Source organism: Proteus columbae (genome assembly GCF_009914335.1).
GTDB lineage: Bacteria > Pseudomonadota > Gammaproteobacteria > Enterobacterales > Enterobacteriaceae > Proteus.
This window is the reverse complement of sequence record NZ_CP043925.1, coordinates 1,536,954-1,551,480: the sequence shown is the minus strand read 5'-3', so window position 1 is coordinate 1,551,480 and position 14,527 is coordinate 1,536,954. Positions and strand designations below refer to the sequence as shown.

Here is a 14,527-nt window from a genome sequence, read left to right as displayed (position 1 = left end):
TATAAAACTCTATCAATGCCACTCAAAGAATGACATTTGTAGAGTTTTCTAAAATGAATAATCATTTACTGTTCAACCACTGGAACATATTTAATATCACTAATCTCATCAGGTGATATGTATACCCATGATCCATCAAGTGATGCGATACCGATTAACCCGTTAGTGACACGAGGCTCCTTAGTGGTCATCATACCTTCGTAGGTTGTGCCGTCTTTCTTAGTTGCTATTACGTGATATTTTTCTGACATACCCACCTCTTAAATTTCTTTAAACACGATCTATTTCTTGTATAAATTCATTTAGACTTGCAATGGCTTTCAGCGGAGTTTCACCAGTTGCGTTGGCGAATGTTTCCATACCATGAATAGACACTCTCACCCTAGCCACCCAATATGAACCAGTTAACTTGAGGTGCGGTTTGTTTTTCATACTCCCCCCAATAAAAAAGACCACTAGGGCCTATTCATCTTTAAATGTTAATTAAATCAATCTCCTCAATTTTGAGGAATGCAATATTTATTGCTTTTCATGATTTAATAACTTGCCACCGCCAACTAAACCTAATGCCATTTGGCTAATGTCACCTATTAACTTTTCAGCACGGTTTAAGATAGCTAAATCATCTTGACGTTTGCGTAATCGGCGACCTGCATCACTTGAATCTTCATCAGAAGCTTTTCTTGCCACAGATAACATGTGTTGTAATTGCTGGATGGTAAATCCAAATCCTGATTCAGCTTCTAGCTCAGTCATATGATCGAACACTTGCGCTTGAAGCTCGTAGCTGTAACTCATAGCCATCAAACAAGCTTCACGCTTATGGAATTTACAGCACGGATATGAACGACCTTTGTTATCGATGTAATCGGCGTAAAATTTCGCTGATTGATTTTCACCCAACACTTTAGGTACTTTCCTTAAAAAGTCCTTATGCTGTAATTTTCTATACTTCTTGCATGGGAAACTTAACCCCTCTGTCTCAGCCTTTGCCTTTCTATCTGCATTGATGTAATCAACCATTTCTAAGCTAGTCATAGTTGGTTGCTCAGATGTAGCATTATTGATGACTGATAATTTTGTCATGATACTGTCCTTACTTAGTAATGAACCCTTGCCACATAGGAAACCAGCCCATCGAAGCAGTATCAGCTATAACTGATCTCCTCAAAGGCTCATTCCTAAATAACGGCTCGATGTTTTAGATGTGTGTGCATGTGGTGCACAGGGTGAAATGCGTAGAGTTCGCGACCATCATCACGTATCACTACGTTACTTTGGTCGCTTCTAGTCTGTTCCTAGCAGTCAAGATATGATCACTCTCCTTAATGGATAAACGATTTATCTAACCAAACTGGTATATACACTTACTTAAGCTATACTAAGTAAACATCGCTATACTTTGATTGATATCTTGTTGGTATTGCCCAGCCCCCATGCTGGGCTTTTTTTATTATTTTGGAATGCTTTTATCCAGTTCTTCACGGAATTTAACTGGATTATCTGAACCTTGTACTGCCATGATATTTCTCCATTAAAAAGCCCCGCTATTGAGCGAGGTTTGTTTTGTTCTGCCTTATTGTTTGTCACTTAATTAGTGAAGCTGCGTATTCGATTAGATATAACTTCGGAGCTATTAGTATTTTCAGCCAAAAATTTAAGCTCACAACTGAAATGAGCACGCCGATAAAAAGCAAGCCAAGTGGAAATGGTGTTCTAATGAAATCATACGAAATTGAACTCAGATTAAATCGAGCATCTCCATCATAATAAGTCCATAAAGCACCTTTTCGACGCTGGCGACCAGCCCATACGGGAATAAATACAGCGAATGCAATAGTCGCCAAGCCAAAAGCAAACCAAATGATACCCATCGCCATCTTCCATGCTAATAACTGACTAATAACTTCAGGAATTTGCGCCTGACTAAATGCAACCGCAGAATCGACACCATTAGATGCCTTTTCCAGTAAATCAATCAGCACCTTTGATGCTTGCTCGCTCATCGTAAACACTCCGTTTTAATGTAATCCTGCAAATACAACGTTTGCTGTTCGTTCTCGACAATCATTTCTCTGAGACGTAGATAATCTTGTTCAGCTGCTTTGTTAAGTCGTGCGGAGGTTTCATTACTTCCGCTTTCGGTGGAATTCTTGGTGACTGCTGGACACTCGGCTTTGACATACACCCGCTTATTGCCAGAGTTAACAGCATCACGAAGAGTGTTGATTTCATTCTTTGCACTAGCTAACTCCTGTGAGTAACGAATATCGAGTTGATTTAGTCGAGTGATACGGGCTTGATAGTCTTTGTTGATTTCGACTTGTTGTGAAAGTTGTTCAGTGAGCGATTGGTTTTCTTTCTTTAGCTCTATTACTGATTTAGTAACAAGGTATAAAGAAGCTAGCATGATGCTAAATAAAACTATTGGAACCCACGATGTTAATTTACTCATAACAACAACCAAGCATCTTCAAAGACTTTCTGACTGTATGGCTGATACCCAAGCTCAACGCCAACAATCGCCGTAGCCAATGCGATAGCAACCGGTTTTGATGAAACGTTGATAGGCTCGCTTACGCTAACACCAATATCTTTAGCTGCTCGATTGATGTAGCCAACTGTGTTGTTTTCATTTGGTGGCGCATACCGATCGATAATCGACTCGACAGTGTTGAGTTCGTATTTCTTTTGATATGTTTGCAATAACTTATAGATTGCACGAATGCCATACTCAGGTGATACAAACTGGCAGAAGTCTTTATCTGTTTGCTGTGCGGATAGTCCTTGCCATTTTGAACCATGTCGAATGTTGCCTGGGTTGTTATTACGTTCACCGCGTGCTGGTCTAGTCATTTTTCAAGCCTGCCTTACCTTTAAGGATCTTACCTACTGAGTCCACACCGATATAACCGATGAACACACTAGCCAGATACGCTAGCTCATGATTTAGTCCAAACAGCGTTAATAGGTCTTTTACGAACCATGCAAACAATGCACATAAGACCCCATCTAAGAGTGTTTTCTTCCACCCACCGCCGTTATATAAACCTCGCAGTATGGCAACACTCCCAGCGAGTCCAGCGAATATGCCTTGGTCTTTATATTGATATAGTTGATTAAATATCTGCTCCCAAAGCTCAGGGGTTTCTTTCATATTTTGCATACTCACCCCCTATTTGGAGGAATTAGTTAATAAGGTGCCGACTCACAGCTCTTGTGTGAATGTTAGGTGTTGTGATTGATTCTGTGGTTGGCATATACGAAAAAAGACCGCCTAAGCGATCTTTGAAATGAGTTGTTCGGAATAACCGAACATGTGAACTTGTAAGGATTATTTACAGGTTGCTATTCCCTCGAATTCGGGGGAATTAAAATAGAAAGCCCCAAGTGTATCGCAAACCAGATTTCTCCATTCTGCGTAGGGACTATGAGGGGCACTGTTTCTGTAACAAAAAACCCCGCCGAAGCGAGGTCTTGAATTCTTTTAACGTTAACGAAATGGCAATAACCCATCGTTAGAATCACGATAGCCCATCCCCGCCAAAAGATCAACTAATTTCTATTTATCAGCTAATTTATGCATTCGATTTCTCTTTTTGTTACATTTTGTAGAACTTTTTCTGCATTAGTCTCTTCCTTAAAGCATTCCTGAATCAACATCTCGTAGAATGGTTTAAAGTTTCTACGCCAAGTCGTTTCTGGCAGTTCAAATAATTTTGAGCATATCTCTCGCCTAACATCTTCTGCTGGCAATCTTGAGTAGCCACGACCTGAACACTTAGGGCAAGTTTTAAAAACTGGAATTCCTTGTTTTTTCGTTTCCATCTTATCCAAAGTTTCACCCCTGCCATTACATCGGCACGAATGACTCACTTCACCTTTCCCATTACAGGTTTTGCAAATCACCTTAGTTTTTTCTCTAACCTCCCTGTATTTTGAATAGTCAGATGGAGTTATTTTAACTCCCATTTTCTTACTGAATTTAATAATCTCTTTAGCTGCAAAGTGAGTGTGCTGCTTAGTGGTAAATACCTCTACCTCAATAAACCCACCGTCACAATCAGGGCATGCCTTTTTACTGGCTGCACTTCTTGCATAATCCTGAAATGCATAATTTGCGAGTATTTGCAGAAGTGTTCCTCTATCATTCTCACTAAGTTTTCCAATAGCACTATATTTGTGAGCCTGAGTTATTGCATATTGATGAATGCTCTCCACTGCTTCAGTTGGTTGATTGATCCCTTGTTTCGCCAAAAACAACTCAATCCCCATTCTCGCTTTAGAGGTCGCCAAACCAAGCGAGGCCATTACATCAGTGATTGTTAGATTATCAGTCGCTGTTGCAGATGGAGAGTCACTAAACATAATGCTTTTTGGTGAAAAATATTTTGGTAAATCTGCAAGTCTCATCTCGCCTCCGGTAATACTGTGTGATAATCATCATTCGCAGTTGTATATAAAATCCTGACACCATCCATCAGCCCGCATAATACTTCCATGCATTCAGCAATCTGGATTACACAGAAGTTAACTCGACCGCCTGATCTGGATTTTAAATATCTTTCTTCTTCAATAGCTGCGATTAAGTCAGTGAACATCTTTCAGCTCCTTTAACTTCTTCCGATAGTGATCACGTATCCGCTCATAATCCTCGCGTTTCCACTTTGGCAATTCATGAGACCCCATCAGACGATCGAAACGTTCATGACCAATTTTTTCTATTAGTCGAGGTGTGTAGTTTTCGATATTTCCCGATAGATGGTTATTACATGGTGCGCATTGCTTATGGACGTTATCTTCATCAAACCTAAGCTCTGGATTTGCTCCTGTGGTTCGATAGTGTCCCGCGTGATACTGACCTTCGTGAAAACGACCACACGAGATGCAAGGCTCGTCCTTATCTCTTTCTCTGATGAATGCGTTGAATGCGGTCTGTGCTTGTTTAGTGAAATATGAGAGGGGTTTTACTGCTAGCTTGCGGACTTTGAGCTTGTCTTTTGCTTTGATTTCCTTTTCTCTTTGCTCCTTTTTACGTTTCGCTAATACTTTTTCCTTTTCCTTGTTTGTTCGCCTTATTGCCAGTTCTGCTCCGTGTTCTGGGCAACACCACCAAATGTTACTGTATTTAGGGTGAAACCACTCTCGGCATATTTTACAGCGCCGTCGCCTTAGTTTCTGCATCTCCCTCTCCTTTGGTTTTATCCATCACTTCCAAATGAGCGTATTCATCAGCACACTTGGCACACACGTAAACCTCATCATCTGTTAGCTGTCTATTGCATGACATGCAGTTCATTGCGAACCCCTTTGAGTAACGAGTCTATTTTCATCAACATCGGATTACCCATGCCTGATACGTTGGCTTTATCGACAAATGACAATCCACACATAAAATCATCCAGCACTTTTCTAGACTTCTTTGCTTCAACTTTCTTTGCTTTTGGGAAAAGTGGAAGGTTAGCCAGACGCTCTTTTTCAAACTGTCCTCTCAGTCGAGTGATTGCATCGTCTGTTACTGCATAGTTATTAATTGGGCGAGTGCGTTTACGGCTCTTTGTTTCAACATGTTCTACACACTGGAATGCAAGTAACTTTCTTAGAATTGTTCCTACCCTTGCAGGTGTTAATCCTGTTACCGATGAAATGGTGTTGTGATTAAATGAGATAAATTCACGACCAACAACTATCACTCGCGCATAAGTCCTGTACTGTTCTTCAGTCATTTCTCAGTCTCCATCTCAATAGCCCGTTTTGCCGACGCCAGCACTTCACATAAATCTTGCTCTTTGTCTTTATGCCCTCTCAATCCAGCGCAGAGAGCTTTTTTAATTAAATGCTGTAATGCTGGGTTAGTTACTTCAAATGCTTTTAAAACGTCATACACGTCGATTGTTACGCCTTTGCATGGTCTATCGTATTTACTCATTTTGTTTATCCTTAAGTTTCATGTATTCGCTGTCGTTTGGAATGATGATTGGAATGCCTTTTTCAATACACCACTGTTCATGTTTCTCCATCATGATGAGCATCCTCGCTTTATCCATCCTGCTAGTTTTCTCACGCTCTCCGTTTTCATCACGGCCAAGCCAGTGGCCGACAAAATACTCATGCGTTTCTTCGTTAGTGATTGGCTTTGATAGAACAACCTCACCAGCACCATTTTTAATATCAATGACAACGCCACGCGCACGTAGCCAGTCGCCTGTGGTTTCTACCCACATTCGCCATGTTTTGTTCATTGGTATTGTTCTGAGTTCACGCCATTCGGTGATTTTGATTCGGTAACGCTTACCGGTTTCTGTTACTTCTGAGAGGGTTTTGAAAATGCCTTTGAGGTTGGATTTGTGGAGACAGATATCATTTGTCAATTACATCTCCTTATCACTCACTGTTAGCTCTCCTGTTACATATGCGTTTAACATCTTTAGCTACACAGCCACTCAAGCCGTAGTGCCTAATGATATTTTCCGCTAAATCACAACTTGGTTTGTTATTTTTGCACCATTTAATCAACACCCATCTACTATGAAATAAATGAATTAACAGGTTCATCATTCACCCTCTGGCATTGGTATACTGTCTACATACATCCAGTGTGTAACGCAGTGAAGAAGCTCATAGTCATCACTGCCATCGCTTACTTGGAAAAATCGATATGATTCAGCGCAATCGACAATATCCATGTAGTAAGTTACTTTCCTTAATTTACCGTTAGCAATTATTAGTAGCGCTCGATTTAGTTCAGGCAATCTCTCACTCACCTTAACCCAATTAGTTCCCTGCATTAGATGCCTCCTTTCGGTTTAGTCTTTTAACAAACGCATCAGAATCAATTCTTAAAAGTCGATTCATGACCCTTTCACAACGATACGGCTTATGCATTTTTCGATTGCGATCTGCTGTCTTTTTTCCGCCTCTCACATATCTACGCTTCCGTGTCATTGCTTCATCAGCATAGAGCCACATTAGTTTTTTAAGTTCTGTTCCTTTCATCTAAAGATCCTCTAATTAATATTGATATTCTTGGTGCAAAACTTAAACAACCACCTGAATAGACATGTCATCACTAACGCCTGAATAATCACTATTGGCAATGAACCTAGATAAACATGAAGATTAAACTCGCCTAACTTATCTATCGCGATTAAAAGCGATACCGAACCCCAAGCGACAAGTTGAAATAGAAATGTCAGTGTGTTGCCACTAAATATCCTGACGAGTGCCTTCTGATACCATTTCATCACTCAACACCTCGCCTAATTGCCAGCCATAAACTCACACTTACTAACTCGCATGTATGCTTTTCCCCTTGGAAAGCATCTATCCAATTTTCTTCTCAGTGGAGTAACTTTAATTTTAAGAGGGGTTTCTGAAATATTTATGAGTGGGGTATTTATCCACTGCTGGTTATCAATTAATTTATCGTAATTTTTGTAGCAGTAGTCTAAATCTGGATACGGATAATCTTTGTGAAACAATATTCCTTTCATCTAAAAATCCTCTTGCGTGTTAAGCCTTAGCTTCGCCACCTAGCGCAGACACTAATTCATCGATCAGCACGGAAAATTCACCAGTAAACAGAATGAAATCAGCATCAAATCGTTGAGCATAATCATCATGATGAATGTCGTCGTTATGCTCTTTCAAAACATCAGATAAGCTGATTTTCTTAAGCATAAGACTATCTGTTAACGTGAATTTGATGCGATCCTGCCAATCCATAGATAACTGAGTGACATATTTTCCTGCTTCAATATGAGTGGCAATTTCGTCTGAAGCTAAATCTTGCTTTTTAAACTTGGCAATACCGCCTTCCTCTAACACCGCTTTTAATTCAGCTTCGTCATGAAGCATAAATCCTGCTGGAGTATCATTATTACGAACCCATTCGGTAAGTGTTAGCTCGACTGGTTGCTCGGTGTGAAGTGGAATGACTGGCAATGAGCCCAATGTCTTACGAAGTAACGCAAGTGAATCTTCTGCGCGTTTAGAACTACTGGCATCAACGATAATTCTTTGCTTATCCAAGTCAATCCAGATCTGAGTTTGAGAATATTTACTGAATGCGCGAGGTAAGAGAGAGTGAATGACTTCATCTTTTAATGTCGCTTTTTCTGTCTTTCTCAGCTTAACACCTTGCTCACTTTCGAGTTTTTCAATTTTTCCTTGTAGAGTTTCCTTGATAACTGTCGATGGCAATATTTTTTCTTCTTTTCTGAGGCAGAGTAAAATCTGATTGCCAGCAACGTGAGTTAACATCTCACCGTGATTACCAAGTGGTGACACCCAACCAGAGCGACTCATATCTTGGCTACTGCATGGTGTAAATGCTAAAGTTTTTAATGCATCTTCAAGCTGTTCTGCTGAAATTTGAATATCACGAGTCATACGATATACAATCGCATTTTTGAAAAAGTTCATATTTATTTCCTTAGAATTTATTTAACTAGACGGCGATGACTCTGCCATGTGAAATTGATTGTTGTTGGATTTCCCATTCTCAGTCGATCAATGACTCGCTCACCAAGAACGCGACCAAGTTCATCAAATTTAAGATTTGTTAATATTCCAACCGGTTTTTTGTTAGCTAAACGGCGATCAACCACTTGGAAAATAATTAACTCCTCGTTTTTGTTTTCACGCTGAACACCAACATCATCAAGAACAAGTAAATCAACCTCGCACAGATCATCAATCAGTTTTGACTCTGTTGTTTTTGCGTCTTTCTGGTAGGTGTCACGCACTTTCATCATCAAGTCTGGTAGTGTTGCAATCAGAATGCTTTTGCCGTTTTGAATGATGTAATTACCAATTGCTGAGGCTAAGTGATTTTTTCCAGTGCCAGGGTTTCCACTGAAAATAAAACCACCGAATGACTGCCCGAATTCCTCGGCATACTTTTTCGCTTTGTGAAGTGCTTTTTGCTGTTCAGCGTTTGTGGCTTGGTAATTATCAAATGTGCATTCTTGGTGTAATGGGCTGATACCAGAACGCCCCATAATCTTATTCAATCGAGTTACACGGTTTTCATCTGCGATCCGCTTAGAGTCAATTTCACCCTGCTCTCGTTGCCATGCCATAAGTTCTTCAGCCGTTGAGAACTTTGGCTTGATGTGTTCTGGCATCATGCGTTTTAATCGCGCCAGTGTTGCCGTTGCTGTCATTAGAAGTTCTCCGGTATGAATTCTTGAGTTTGGCTAGGTTGAATAATTCGATTAGGTTGTTGGTATGGCGTTTTAGGCTTGAATAATCCCTGCCAGCCGTTAGTAACCGAGTTATTGATTATTTCTTCAGGTGAAAAACCCAACTCATAACACTCAGTAAGAAGTTTTATTTGCCCATCGAGAGTTCGCTTAGATTTTATCGGTTGTTTAATTTCCTTTCGGTACCCAACCCAGTTTCTCCAAGTGTTAGGATTTAACCAGCTGGGTATATCTACGCTAAGCGGATCGAAACTTTGTTTTTTAGGCGTAGATTTTTGTTTAGGGGATATAGGGGTTTTAATATCTTTTACTGTATTTGGTATAGTGTCTTTGGTGATCCCCCTTTTCGGGGATACCGCTACACGTTTTCGGGGATGGTTATCCTCGTTTTCGGGGATAGTTTTCCTTGTTTTCGTGTATACCCATTCTGAGGTGTTTTTATTGATAGAAATGTATCTGTTTTGCCCTATTCTTCTAACGTTAATTATTCTCCGCGACTCAAGAGAGCCAACCGCTTCAGATACAGGATTGCGTCCTAATTTTGTTTTCTCTTCAATCAAGATGTTTTGAATGCGGTCTTCTTTCTTTTGCCACCCCCAAGTAAGCCGAATAATGGCATTAAGAACCTGCCACTCTCTACCTGCTAACTGGAGTTCGCATAAAGCATCTTGAATTTCATTAGCTACCCGTAAGTAGCCGTTATCAAGATCAGCCACTTTAACCTCTGGTTTGTCTGGTATCAGTTGCTTGTTAACAAAATCAATGTTCTTGACTACTGTCATAGCAACCTCCATCTGTTTGTTAAGTAAACAGAATTCATATATAATTACTCCATTAATTAGCTGTATCAGACAAGAGAAACCTAAATTTCCCTTGTCGTAATTACTGGTTATTGATACAGTGTATTGGTTAGTCTAAATGGTTAAGTCCATTTGTTGAGAAGCCTCAGTGACCGCTGGGGCTTTTCTTTTAATCTTTCCCTTCCCTTCAAGCATCTGAATCAATCTCTCTGCGTAATCCCCCTCAATGACAACCTTTGTTGGTTTCTCACTAATAGCGACTGAATCAGGTGGTAATCCAAGCTCTGTTATTGCTTTGCAAGCAAGTTCAAATATTCGATTTTTATCACGACTTGAAGTTGATGGATGAACGCCTAGAATTTTTGCTAGTCCGTTATTTCCGACTGAATACATTTGTTTTAGATAGAAGCTCATCAATTCATTTGACGAGCATTCAACTTTGATAGTTTTTGATAGTTCCATTTGTTAAATTCCTTCTTAGATTACTTCCCATATTGGGAACAGCAGTAATGATCCGTGGCTCATTCCATATGAGCGGATTGTTTGGTAGGTAAATCTGCCACTTCAAGAATGGCGCCGTAGCAGTCAAGAGCCCTGCGGTTGTTAAAGAACGTGGTGAAATCAAGCTACTTTTGGAGGGAAAACGTCATCTAAAGAACAATTTGCCCCTAATTTTTGTAATGCTTCAACAATGACTCGGCAGTCATTTAAGCTGGGAGTTCTAATGCTTAACTCATAGTTAGCAATTCGTGACTGTCCCCATCCTATTGATGAAGCTAAAACAGCTTGAGAAATTCCCAGTTTTTTTCGCTGTTCTGCGATGTTGTTCATGTGTGTATCCTCCTTGTTTATTTCACTATTACACACAATATGTGATTAACTGTCAATCACAAAACGTTTAAATACATTTATCACGGTTTGTGTTAAAAGGTATACATGAAAAAAGTAAATGAAGTTATTGGCGAAAGATTAAAATCCATTCGTGAATCAAGAGGCCTAAGTCAAGCTCAATTAGCTAAATTGTGTGGTTACTCTGCTGCGTCAAGAATAGGAAACTATGAGCTTGGAGAGCGTAAGATTAGCGCTGATGATGCAATTGTTATAAGTGAAGCTCTTGGTATATCACCTGCCGAATTAATGTTTGGCAGTCAAAGTGATCAAGTGATCAAAAATTATGAATACCCTCTATTCACGAAGGTACAGGCTGGTGCTTTCGCAACAGAATTTAACTCATACACTCAGAAAGATGCTGTGTCGTGGATACCAACAGCTAAGAAAGCCAGTGAACGCTCTTTCTGGTTAGAAGTTGAAGGTCAATCAATGACAGCACCACCAGGAGGTAAGCCAAGTTTTCCTGAAGGAATGCTAATTCTGGTTGATCCTGAGGAAGAAGTAGAGTTCGGAGATTTCTGCGTCGCTCGTTTGCTAAATGATGAGTTCACATTCAAACGATTGATTAGAGATGGTGGTAATGAGTATCTAGAGCCATTAAACCCTCGTTTCGACCTGATCCCTATTAACGGGAACTGCACAATCATAGGTAAGGTAATCAAGTCACAATGGCCTGACGACACGTTTTAATACAATAAGGTATTAGTTATATTTATTTTTCTACACACCAAATGGGATCTGGTTTATACACAAAGGAATATAATATGGAAAAAGATACTGGTGTCCATGATACTATTGATGATACTGATGTTTATGTGTACATAGGGGACATAACAAGGGCTGGATACAACAAATTATCAACAGAAATTGAAAATAGAATAACTGCCAATAAAAAGCGTGAACATGTAATTTTATGTATTTCTACTTATGGCGGCGATCCTGATGCAGGATATAGAATTGGTAGAGCTCTGCAACATTATTATACTGGAAATGTATCAGTTCTTGTGCCAAGCTTATGTAAGAGCGCAGGAACATTAGCTGTTATTTCTGCTGATAACCTAATTATTGGTGACCGAGGTGAATTAGGACCTCTTGATATACAACTAAGAAAAGCTGATGAAATGGGAGAGTCTAGCTCAACTCTTGATATCTTTAAAGCTGTAGATCAATTAGAATCACGCACTTTATCGGCCTTTAGACAATATCTCACTGATATAAAATATGGCAGAGGAATTAGCACTAGACTATCAGCAGACATAGCATCAGAATTAGTTAGTAATTTATACCAGCCAATAGCTAGCCAAATTGATCCACATAAAATTGGTGAACATCAAAGAGCTATGGGAATTGCATTATCTTACGGTGAGCGATTAACAAAAAAATCTAATAACCTGAAAGAAGGATCACTAACTAAATTAATAGTTAACTATCCATCACATGGATTTGTAATAGATAGAAGTGAGGCCAAAGATCTTTTCAATAATGTAAACTGTCCTGATGGATTGTCAGCCAATGTTTATAATATGATTAGCCAATGGATCATAAAAGACCCAAATATAATTGGTGGCACACCTTTCGTATCAGATTTTGAAAGTTTTCTAAAAAGAACTGCTGACGAAACACCAAAAACCGAGAATCAAGAAAATGACAACAGAAATAATGACATTGAATCAGACGCTGTCGAGAGCGAACCAACCGGAGATAGATCTGGTGAAAATAGTGAGCACTCAGAACAAGGAAATGAATCAGGAACTGAAGAAAGCCGAAAACCGAGAAGTAAAAGAAAAACTTCATGAAAGTCATAGGCATTATTATCTGTAAAAAAATAAAATAAATATCCCCTGGCATAGCCGAGGGTTTTCTATATACAAATACAATAAAAAGCCCTCCTCGCGAGGGCTTTTTTTGTGCCCTCTCCCCTCCAAAGAAGTGATCTGCATTCCAATCTTATGTGATCAACAACACATTTCGTGTTTATTTATCATTTATTTTATATTTCAAATCATCGGCTTAATTTAAAAACAAACAAATAAACACATTTTGTGGTTGACATTAAAATCACAATTTGTGAATATACTATCCATCAACGGAACACAGCACGTTGATGTTCTTTAACAACGATGATGGCGAGCTGTGTATTAGTCATCAGAACGGTGGCGCTCTTGAAGCGCCAACCTTCTCAGAAGGTTTTGGGATTGGTAATCGCCACGCTTAGCGTGAATGGTAGATGAGTGCGCTACCACCAATCACCAAAGCCAACTGTTTGGAGGATATATGGCAACTATTACAGTTAAAAAGTCACGTAAACCTGAACACTTGCGTGGTAACTCTGCAAATAGATATGCAGCAAGAAAGAGAGCTGAAAAGCTGGCTAATGAGCAAATAGAACAAATTCTAAATGCCACTATGCCAGTGATTGAAACAAAACCTATTAGCCGAGTTGAGAAAGCAATTTCAATTCGTAGCACTAAAGTTTATGACTCAGCAGATAACACTTGTTTGCCAAATTCTAGTATTTACTCAGCTAAATATAGAAAATCTGGTACGCTGTTAGAATCTGGAGAAGTAACTGCGAGGGCTTAACATGGCGAAGATAAAGTATCTTCCTCAAACAGGAAAGCTTAACTCTAAAATGCGTAGGTATTTGGCTAGAGGAAAGCTAATTGAGTTAAAAAGAGCTGAGGCGCTTATAGCTAAAGAAACAGATCCTAGCGTTGTTGTTGACCCATACAAACCAATTGAAGTACCTAATGGAACATTAACAGCAACCGATAGAGCCTTAATGAGCGGGGCTTTACCAAGAGACTGCGAGCCAAAAGATAACGCACCTAAAGATGACATTATGAATAGAGTTGTAAATCATGCTCATCAAAGAAATCCAAATAAAAAATGGTGAATTACACCAACTAACATAAGACCTCGCAACTGCGGGGTTTTTTATTACCTAAATAAACGCACCTGATAACTGTTGCTTACCTAATGTAGCAGTATTTTCAGGAGTTAAAACAAAACAGCCGAGCAGTGAGTTCGGGGTTACGGCGAGATAGGAGAAATAAGATGAAATTTGAAGAGTTACCAGTTGACGTAAGGCAGGCGGCGCTTGATGCATACAAGCAAATTATTGTTAGAGAGGCTGGCGCCGTTGATGGCGAATATGTAAATGATCAAAAAGCCAGACTATCAAATCTGGCTGAAACCATAGCTACTGGATTTATTAAGCTATACGAAAGCTAATTACTTTTTACCAAGCTCAATAAACCTATCTCTGACTGCATCAAAGAATTCAATTACATCACTGGCTTTTCTTTTTCCGCCATGTGATTCAGAGGTAAAAGATCCAGCTTTAATCATCTCTAACGTTAATTGATACGCAGCTTTTGTTGGATTAAGGGATGGGTTCACTTCATCTGACATAAAACATTCCTTATTTTGACTGTGGAATAACCAATATATCAATTTTCCTTGACTGTGGAAAGTAAGGAACCACCTCGCCTGACGTGGTTAAAAGCAGGCGCAGTTAACTAATTACAGTCCATTCTGTGGGCTGTGGTGAGATAACTTTTTTAGACCAATAAACCAAAGTCGATAAATCGGTCTCGACATATTTACCAAGCACCGTTTGAATCGGAG

General features: G+C 39.5%; 26 protein-coding genes. 5 read left to right on the top strand and 21 right to left on the bottom strand.

The features are described from left to right. Positions 1 to 65 precede the first annotated feature (65 nt). The 20 genes from F1325_RS07405 to F1325_RS07310 all read right to left on the bottom strand — a co-directional run bounded on the left by F1325_RS07405 (position 66) and on the right by F1325_RS07310 (position 10,837). Positions 66 to 251, bottom strand: coding sequence for a hypothetical protein (locus F1325_RS07405; protein ID WP_063073743.1), 186 nt, complete (start codon positions 249 to 251; stop codon positions 66 to 68). A gap of 19 nt (positions 252 to 270) precedes the next feature. After that, positions 271 to 432: a hypothetical protein gene (locus F1325_RS07400; protein WP_160230233.1), complete on the bottom strand. Its 162-nt coding sequence runs from the start codon at positions 430 to 432 to the stop codon at positions 271 to 273. 87 nt (positions 433 to 519) lie between these two features. Then, positions 520 to 1,086 carry a Rha family transcriptional regulator gene (locus F1325_RS07395; RefSeq protein ID WP_208797910.1) on the bottom strand — a complete coding sequence of 189 codons (567 nt, stop codon included), beginning with the start codon at positions 1,084 to 1,086 and terminating at the stop codon, positions 520 to 522. Between the two features lie 500 nt (positions 1,087 to 1,586). Continuing rightward, the gene (locus F1325_RS07390; RefSeq protein ID WP_160230232.1) at positions 1,587 to 2,006 is read right to left on the bottom strand and encodes a hypothetical protein; all 420 of its coding nucleotides are present in this window, start codon (positions 2,004 to 2,006) and stop codon (positions 1,587 to 1,589) included. Then, positions 2,003 to 2,455 carry a lysis protein gene (locus F1325_RS07385; RefSeq protein WP_160230231.1) on the bottom strand — a complete coding sequence of 151 codons (453 nt, stop codon included), beginning with the start codon at positions 2,453 to 2,455 and terminating at the stop codon, positions 2,003 to 2,005. Before F1325_RS07385 ends, F1325_RS07390 begins: the two co-directional genes overlap by 4 nt. Next, positions 2,452 to 2,856, bottom strand: coding sequence for a structural protein (locus F1325_RS07380; protein WP_160230230.1), 405 nt, complete (start codon positions 2,854 to 2,856; stop codon positions 2,452 to 2,454). Before F1325_RS07380 ends, F1325_RS07385 begins: the two co-directional genes overlap by 4 nt. Further along, positions 2,849 to 3,157 (bottom strand): phage holin, lambda family, encoded by a 309-nt coding sequence (locus tag F1325_RS07375; protein ID WP_208797913.1) that lies wholly within the window; start codon positions 3,155 to 3,157, stop codon positions 2,849 to 2,851. Before F1325_RS07375 ends, F1325_RS07380 begins: the two co-directional genes overlap by 8 nt. Positions 3,158 to 3,573: 416 nt before the next feature. Then, on the bottom strand, positions 3,574 to 4,413 hold the full coding sequence (locus F1325_RS07370) for an antitermination protein (protein WP_160230228.1): 840 nt from the start codon (positions 4,411 to 4,413) through the stop codon (positions 3,574 to 3,576). Between the two features lie 177 nt (positions 4,414 to 4,590). After that, on the bottom strand, positions 4,591 to 5,184 hold the full coding sequence (locus F1325_RS07365) for a recombination protein NinG (RefSeq protein ID WP_160230227.1): 594 nt from the start codon (positions 5,182 to 5,184) through the stop codon (positions 4,591 to 4,593). After that, positions 5,156 to 5,290, bottom strand: coding sequence for a hypothetical protein (locus F1325_RS19475; RefSeq protein ID WP_160230226.1), 135 nt, complete (start codon positions 5,288 to 5,290; stop codon positions 5,156 to 5,158). The genes F1325_RS07365 and F1325_RS19475 overlap by 29 nt, the downstream gene beginning before the upstream one ends. Further along, positions 5,277 to 5,726, bottom strand: coding sequence for a hypothetical protein (locus F1325_RS07355; RefSeq protein WP_160230225.1), 450 nt, complete (start codon positions 5,724 to 5,726; stop codon positions 5,277 to 5,279). The genes F1325_RS19475 and F1325_RS07355 overlap by 14 nt, the downstream gene beginning before the upstream one ends. After that, positions 5,723 to 5,929 carry a hypothetical protein gene (locus tag F1325_RS07350; protein WP_160230224.1) on the bottom strand — a complete coding sequence of 69 codons (207 nt, stop codon included), beginning with the start codon at positions 5,927 to 5,929 and terminating at the stop codon, positions 5,723 to 5,725. Before F1325_RS07350 ends, F1325_RS07355 begins: the two co-directional genes overlap by 4 nt. After that, on the bottom strand, positions 5,922 to 6,371 hold the full coding sequence (locus tag F1325_RS07345) for a hypothetical protein (RefSeq protein ID WP_160230223.1): 450 nt from the start codon (positions 6,369 to 6,371) through the stop codon (positions 5,922 to 5,924). Before F1325_RS07345 ends, F1325_RS07350 begins: the two co-directional genes overlap by 8 nt. Before the next feature lie 183 nt (positions 6,372 to 6,554). Beyond that, complete coding sequence (locus F1325_RS19545) at positions 6,555 to 6,788, bottom strand: DUF551 domain-containing protein (protein WP_160230222.1); 234 nt, start codon at positions 6,786 to 6,788, stop codon at positions 6,555 to 6,557. Next, positions 6,775 to 6,996, bottom strand: coding sequence for a MarR family transcriptional regulator (locus F1325_RS07335; protein WP_160230221.1), 222 nt, complete (start codon positions 6,994 to 6,996; stop codon positions 6,775 to 6,777). The genes F1325_RS19545 and F1325_RS07335 overlap by 14 nt, the downstream gene beginning before the upstream one ends. Before the next feature lie 516 nt (positions 6,997 to 7,512). Then, entirely contained in the window at positions 7,513 to 8,424 is a 912-nt protein-coding gene (gene rdgC / locus F1325_RS07330) for a recombination-associated protein RdgC (protein ID WP_160230220.1), read from the bottom strand. Between the two features lie 17 nt (positions 8,425 to 8,441). Further along, positions 8,442 to 9,167 carry an ATP-binding protein gene (locus tag F1325_RS07325; protein WP_109391283.1) on the bottom strand — a complete coding sequence of 242 codons (726 nt, stop codon included), beginning with the start codon at positions 9,165 to 9,167 and terminating at the stop codon, positions 8,442 to 8,444. Beyond that, positions 9,167 to 9,988 carry a replication protein gene (locus tag F1325_RS19305; protein WP_244313550.1) on the bottom strand — a complete coding sequence of 274 codons (822 nt, stop codon included), beginning with the start codon at positions 9,986 to 9,988 and terminating at the stop codon, positions 9,167 to 9,169. The genes F1325_RS07325 and F1325_RS19305 overlap by 1 nt, the downstream gene beginning before the upstream one ends. Before the next feature lie 132 nt (positions 9,989 to 10,120). Then, positions 10,121 to 10,468: a hypothetical protein gene (locus F1325_RS07315; protein ID WP_160230219.1), complete on the bottom strand. Its 348-nt coding sequence runs from the start codon at positions 10,466 to 10,468 to the stop codon at positions 10,121 to 10,123. Between the two features lie 159 nt (positions 10,469 to 10,627). After that, complete coding sequence (locus F1325_RS07310; RefSeq protein ID WP_160230218.1) at positions 10,628 to 10,837, bottom strand: helix-turn-helix transcriptional regulator; 210 nt, start codon at positions 10,835 to 10,837, stop codon at positions 10,628 to 10,630. Positions 10,838 to 10,942: 105 nt separating this feature from the next. On the opposite strand from F1325_RS07310, the gene F1325_RS07305 reads away from it, so the two are divergent. The 5 genes from F1325_RS07305 to F1325_RS07285 all read left to right on the top strand — a co-directional run bounded on the left by F1325_RS07305 (position 10,943) and on the right by F1325_RS07285 (position 14,131). Beyond that, a complete protein-coding gene (locus tag F1325_RS07305) occupies positions 10,943 to 11,587 on the top strand; it encodes a LexA family protein (protein ID WP_160230217.1) in 645 nt (214 codons plus the stop codon). A gap of 74 nt (positions 11,588 to 11,661) precedes the next feature. Then, positions 11,662 to 12,693 carry an SDH family Clp fold serine proteinase gene (locus F1325_RS07300; protein WP_080974777.1) on the top strand — a complete coding sequence of 344 codons (1,032 nt, stop codon included), beginning with the start codon at positions 11,662 to 11,664 and terminating at the stop codon, positions 12,691 to 12,693. A 478-nt stretch (positions 12,694 to 13,171) separates the two neighbouring features. Beyond that, positions 13,172 to 13,480 (top strand): hypothetical protein, encoded by a 309-nt coding sequence (locus F1325_RS07295; RefSeq protein WP_160230216.1) that lies wholly within the window; start codon positions 13,172 to 13,174, stop codon positions 13,478 to 13,480. Between the two features lies 1 nt (position 13,481). Continuing rightward, positions 13,482 to 13,793, top strand: a complete 312-nt coding sequence (locus F1325_RS19300; RefSeq protein ID WP_239510903.1) for a hypothetical protein — start codon at positions 13,482 to 13,484, stop codon at positions 13,791 to 13,793. 161 nt (positions 13,794 to 13,954) lie between these two features. Beyond that, complete coding sequence (locus tag F1325_RS07285) at positions 13,955 to 14,131, top strand: hypothetical protein (protein WP_160230215.1); 177 nt, start codon at positions 13,955 to 13,957, stop codon at positions 14,129 to 14,131. Here the strand turns inward: F1325_RS07285 and F1325_RS07280 are convergent, their stop codons facing one another. Beyond that, positions 14,132 to 14,311, bottom strand: a complete 180-nt coding sequence (locus F1325_RS07280) for a hypothetical protein (protein ID WP_160230214.1) — start codon at positions 14,309 to 14,311, stop codon at positions 14,132 to 14,134. Between the last annotated feature and the right edge of the window lie 216 nt (positions 14,312 to 14,527).

Bases quoted from the DNA above. Each gene is read 5' to 3' on its own strand.
- F1325_RS07405 (WP_063073743.1), bottom strand. From the start codon at position 251: ATGTCAGAAAAATATCACGTAATAGCAACTAAGAAAGACGGCACAACC.
- F1325_RS07400 (WP_160230233.1), bottom strand. From the start codon at position 432: ATGAAAAACAAACCGCACCTCAAGTTAACTGGTTCATATTGGGTGGCT.
- F1325_RS07395 (WP_208797910.1), bottom strand. From the start codon at position 1,086: ATGACAAAATTATCAGTCATCAATAATGCTACATCTGAGCAACCAACT.
- F1325_RS07390 (WP_160230232.1), bottom strand. From the start codon at position 2,006: ATGAGCGAGCAAGCATCAAAGGTGCTGATTGATTTACTGGAAAAGGCA.
- F1325_RS07385 (WP_160230231.1), bottom strand. From the start codon at position 2,455: ATGAGTAAATTAACATCGTGGGTTCCAATAGTTTTATTTAGCATCATG.
- F1325_RS07380 (WP_160230230.1), bottom strand. From the start codon at position 2,856: ATGACTAGACCAGCACGCGGTGAACGTAATAACAACCCAGGCAACATT.
- F1325_RS07375 (WP_208797913.1), bottom strand. From the start codon at position 3,157: ATGAAAGAAACCCCTGAGCTTTGGGAGCAGATATTTAATCAACTATAT.
- F1325_RS07370 (WP_160230228.1), bottom strand. From the start codon at position 4,413: ATGAGACTTGCAGATTTACCAAAATATTTTTCACCAAAAAGCATTATG.
- F1325_RS07365 (WP_160230227.1), bottom strand. From the start codon at position 5,184: ATGCAGAAACTAAGGCGACGGCGCTGTAAAATATGCCGAGAGTGGTTT.
- F1325_RS19475 (WP_160230226.1), bottom strand. From the start codon at position 5,290: ATGTCATGCAATAGACAGCTAACAGATGATGAGGTTTACGTGTGTGCC.
- F1325_RS07355 (WP_160230225.1), bottom strand. From the start codon at position 5,726: ATGACTGAAGAACAGTACAGGACTTATGCGCGAGTGATAGTTGTTGGT.
- F1325_RS07350 (WP_160230224.1), bottom strand. From the start codon at position 5,929: ATGAGTAAATACGATAGACCATGCAAAGGCGTAACAATCGACGTGTAT.
- F1325_RS19545 (WP_160230222.1), bottom strand. From the start codon at position 6,788: ATGCAGGGAACTAATTGGGTTAAGGTGAGTGAGAGATTGCCTGAACTA.
- F1325_RS07335 (WP_160230221.1), bottom strand. From the start codon at position 6,996: ATGAAAGGAACAGAACTTAAAAAACTAATGTGGCTCTATGCTGATGAA.
- rdgC (WP_160230220.1), bottom strand. From the start codon at position 8,424: ATGAACTTTTTCAAAAATGCGATTGTATATCGTATGACTCGTGATATT.
- F1325_RS07325 (WP_109391283.1), bottom strand. From the start codon at position 9,167: ATGACAGCAACGGCAACACTGGCGCGATTAAAACGCATGATGCCAGAA.
- F1325_RS19305 (WP_244313550.1), bottom strand. From the start codon at position 9,988: ATGACAGTAGTCAAGAACATTGATTTTGTTAACAAGCAACTGATACCA.
- F1325_RS07315 (WP_160230219.1), bottom strand. From the start codon at position 10,468: ATGGAACTATCAAAAACTATCAAAGTTGAATGCTCGTCAAATGAATTG.
- F1325_RS07310 (WP_160230218.1), bottom strand. From the start codon at position 10,837: ATGAACAACATCGCAGAACAGCGAAAAAAACTGGGAATTTCTCAAGCT.
- F1325_RS07305 (WP_160230217.1), top strand. From the start codon at position 10,943: ATGAAAAAAGTAAATGAAGTTATTGGCGAAAGATTAAAATCCATTCGT.
- F1325_RS07300 (WP_080974777.1), top strand. From the start codon at position 11,662: ATGGAAAAAGATACTGGTGTCCATGATACTATTGATGATACTGATGTT.
- F1325_RS07295 (WP_160230216.1), top strand. From the start codon at position 13,172: ATGGCAACTATTACAGTTAAAAAGTCACGTAAACCTGAACACTTGCGT.
- F1325_RS19300 (WP_239510903.1), top strand. From the start codon at position 13,482: ATGGCGAAGATAAAGTATCTTCCTCAAACAGGAAAGCTTAACTCTAAA.
- F1325_RS07285 (WP_160230215.1), top strand. From the start codon at position 13,955: ATGAAATTTGAAGAGTTACCAGTTGACGTAAGGCAGGCGGCGCTTGAT.
- F1325_RS07280 (WP_160230214.1), bottom strand. From the start codon at position 14,311: ATGTCAGATGAAGTGAACCCATCCCTTAATCCAACAAAAGCTGCGTAT.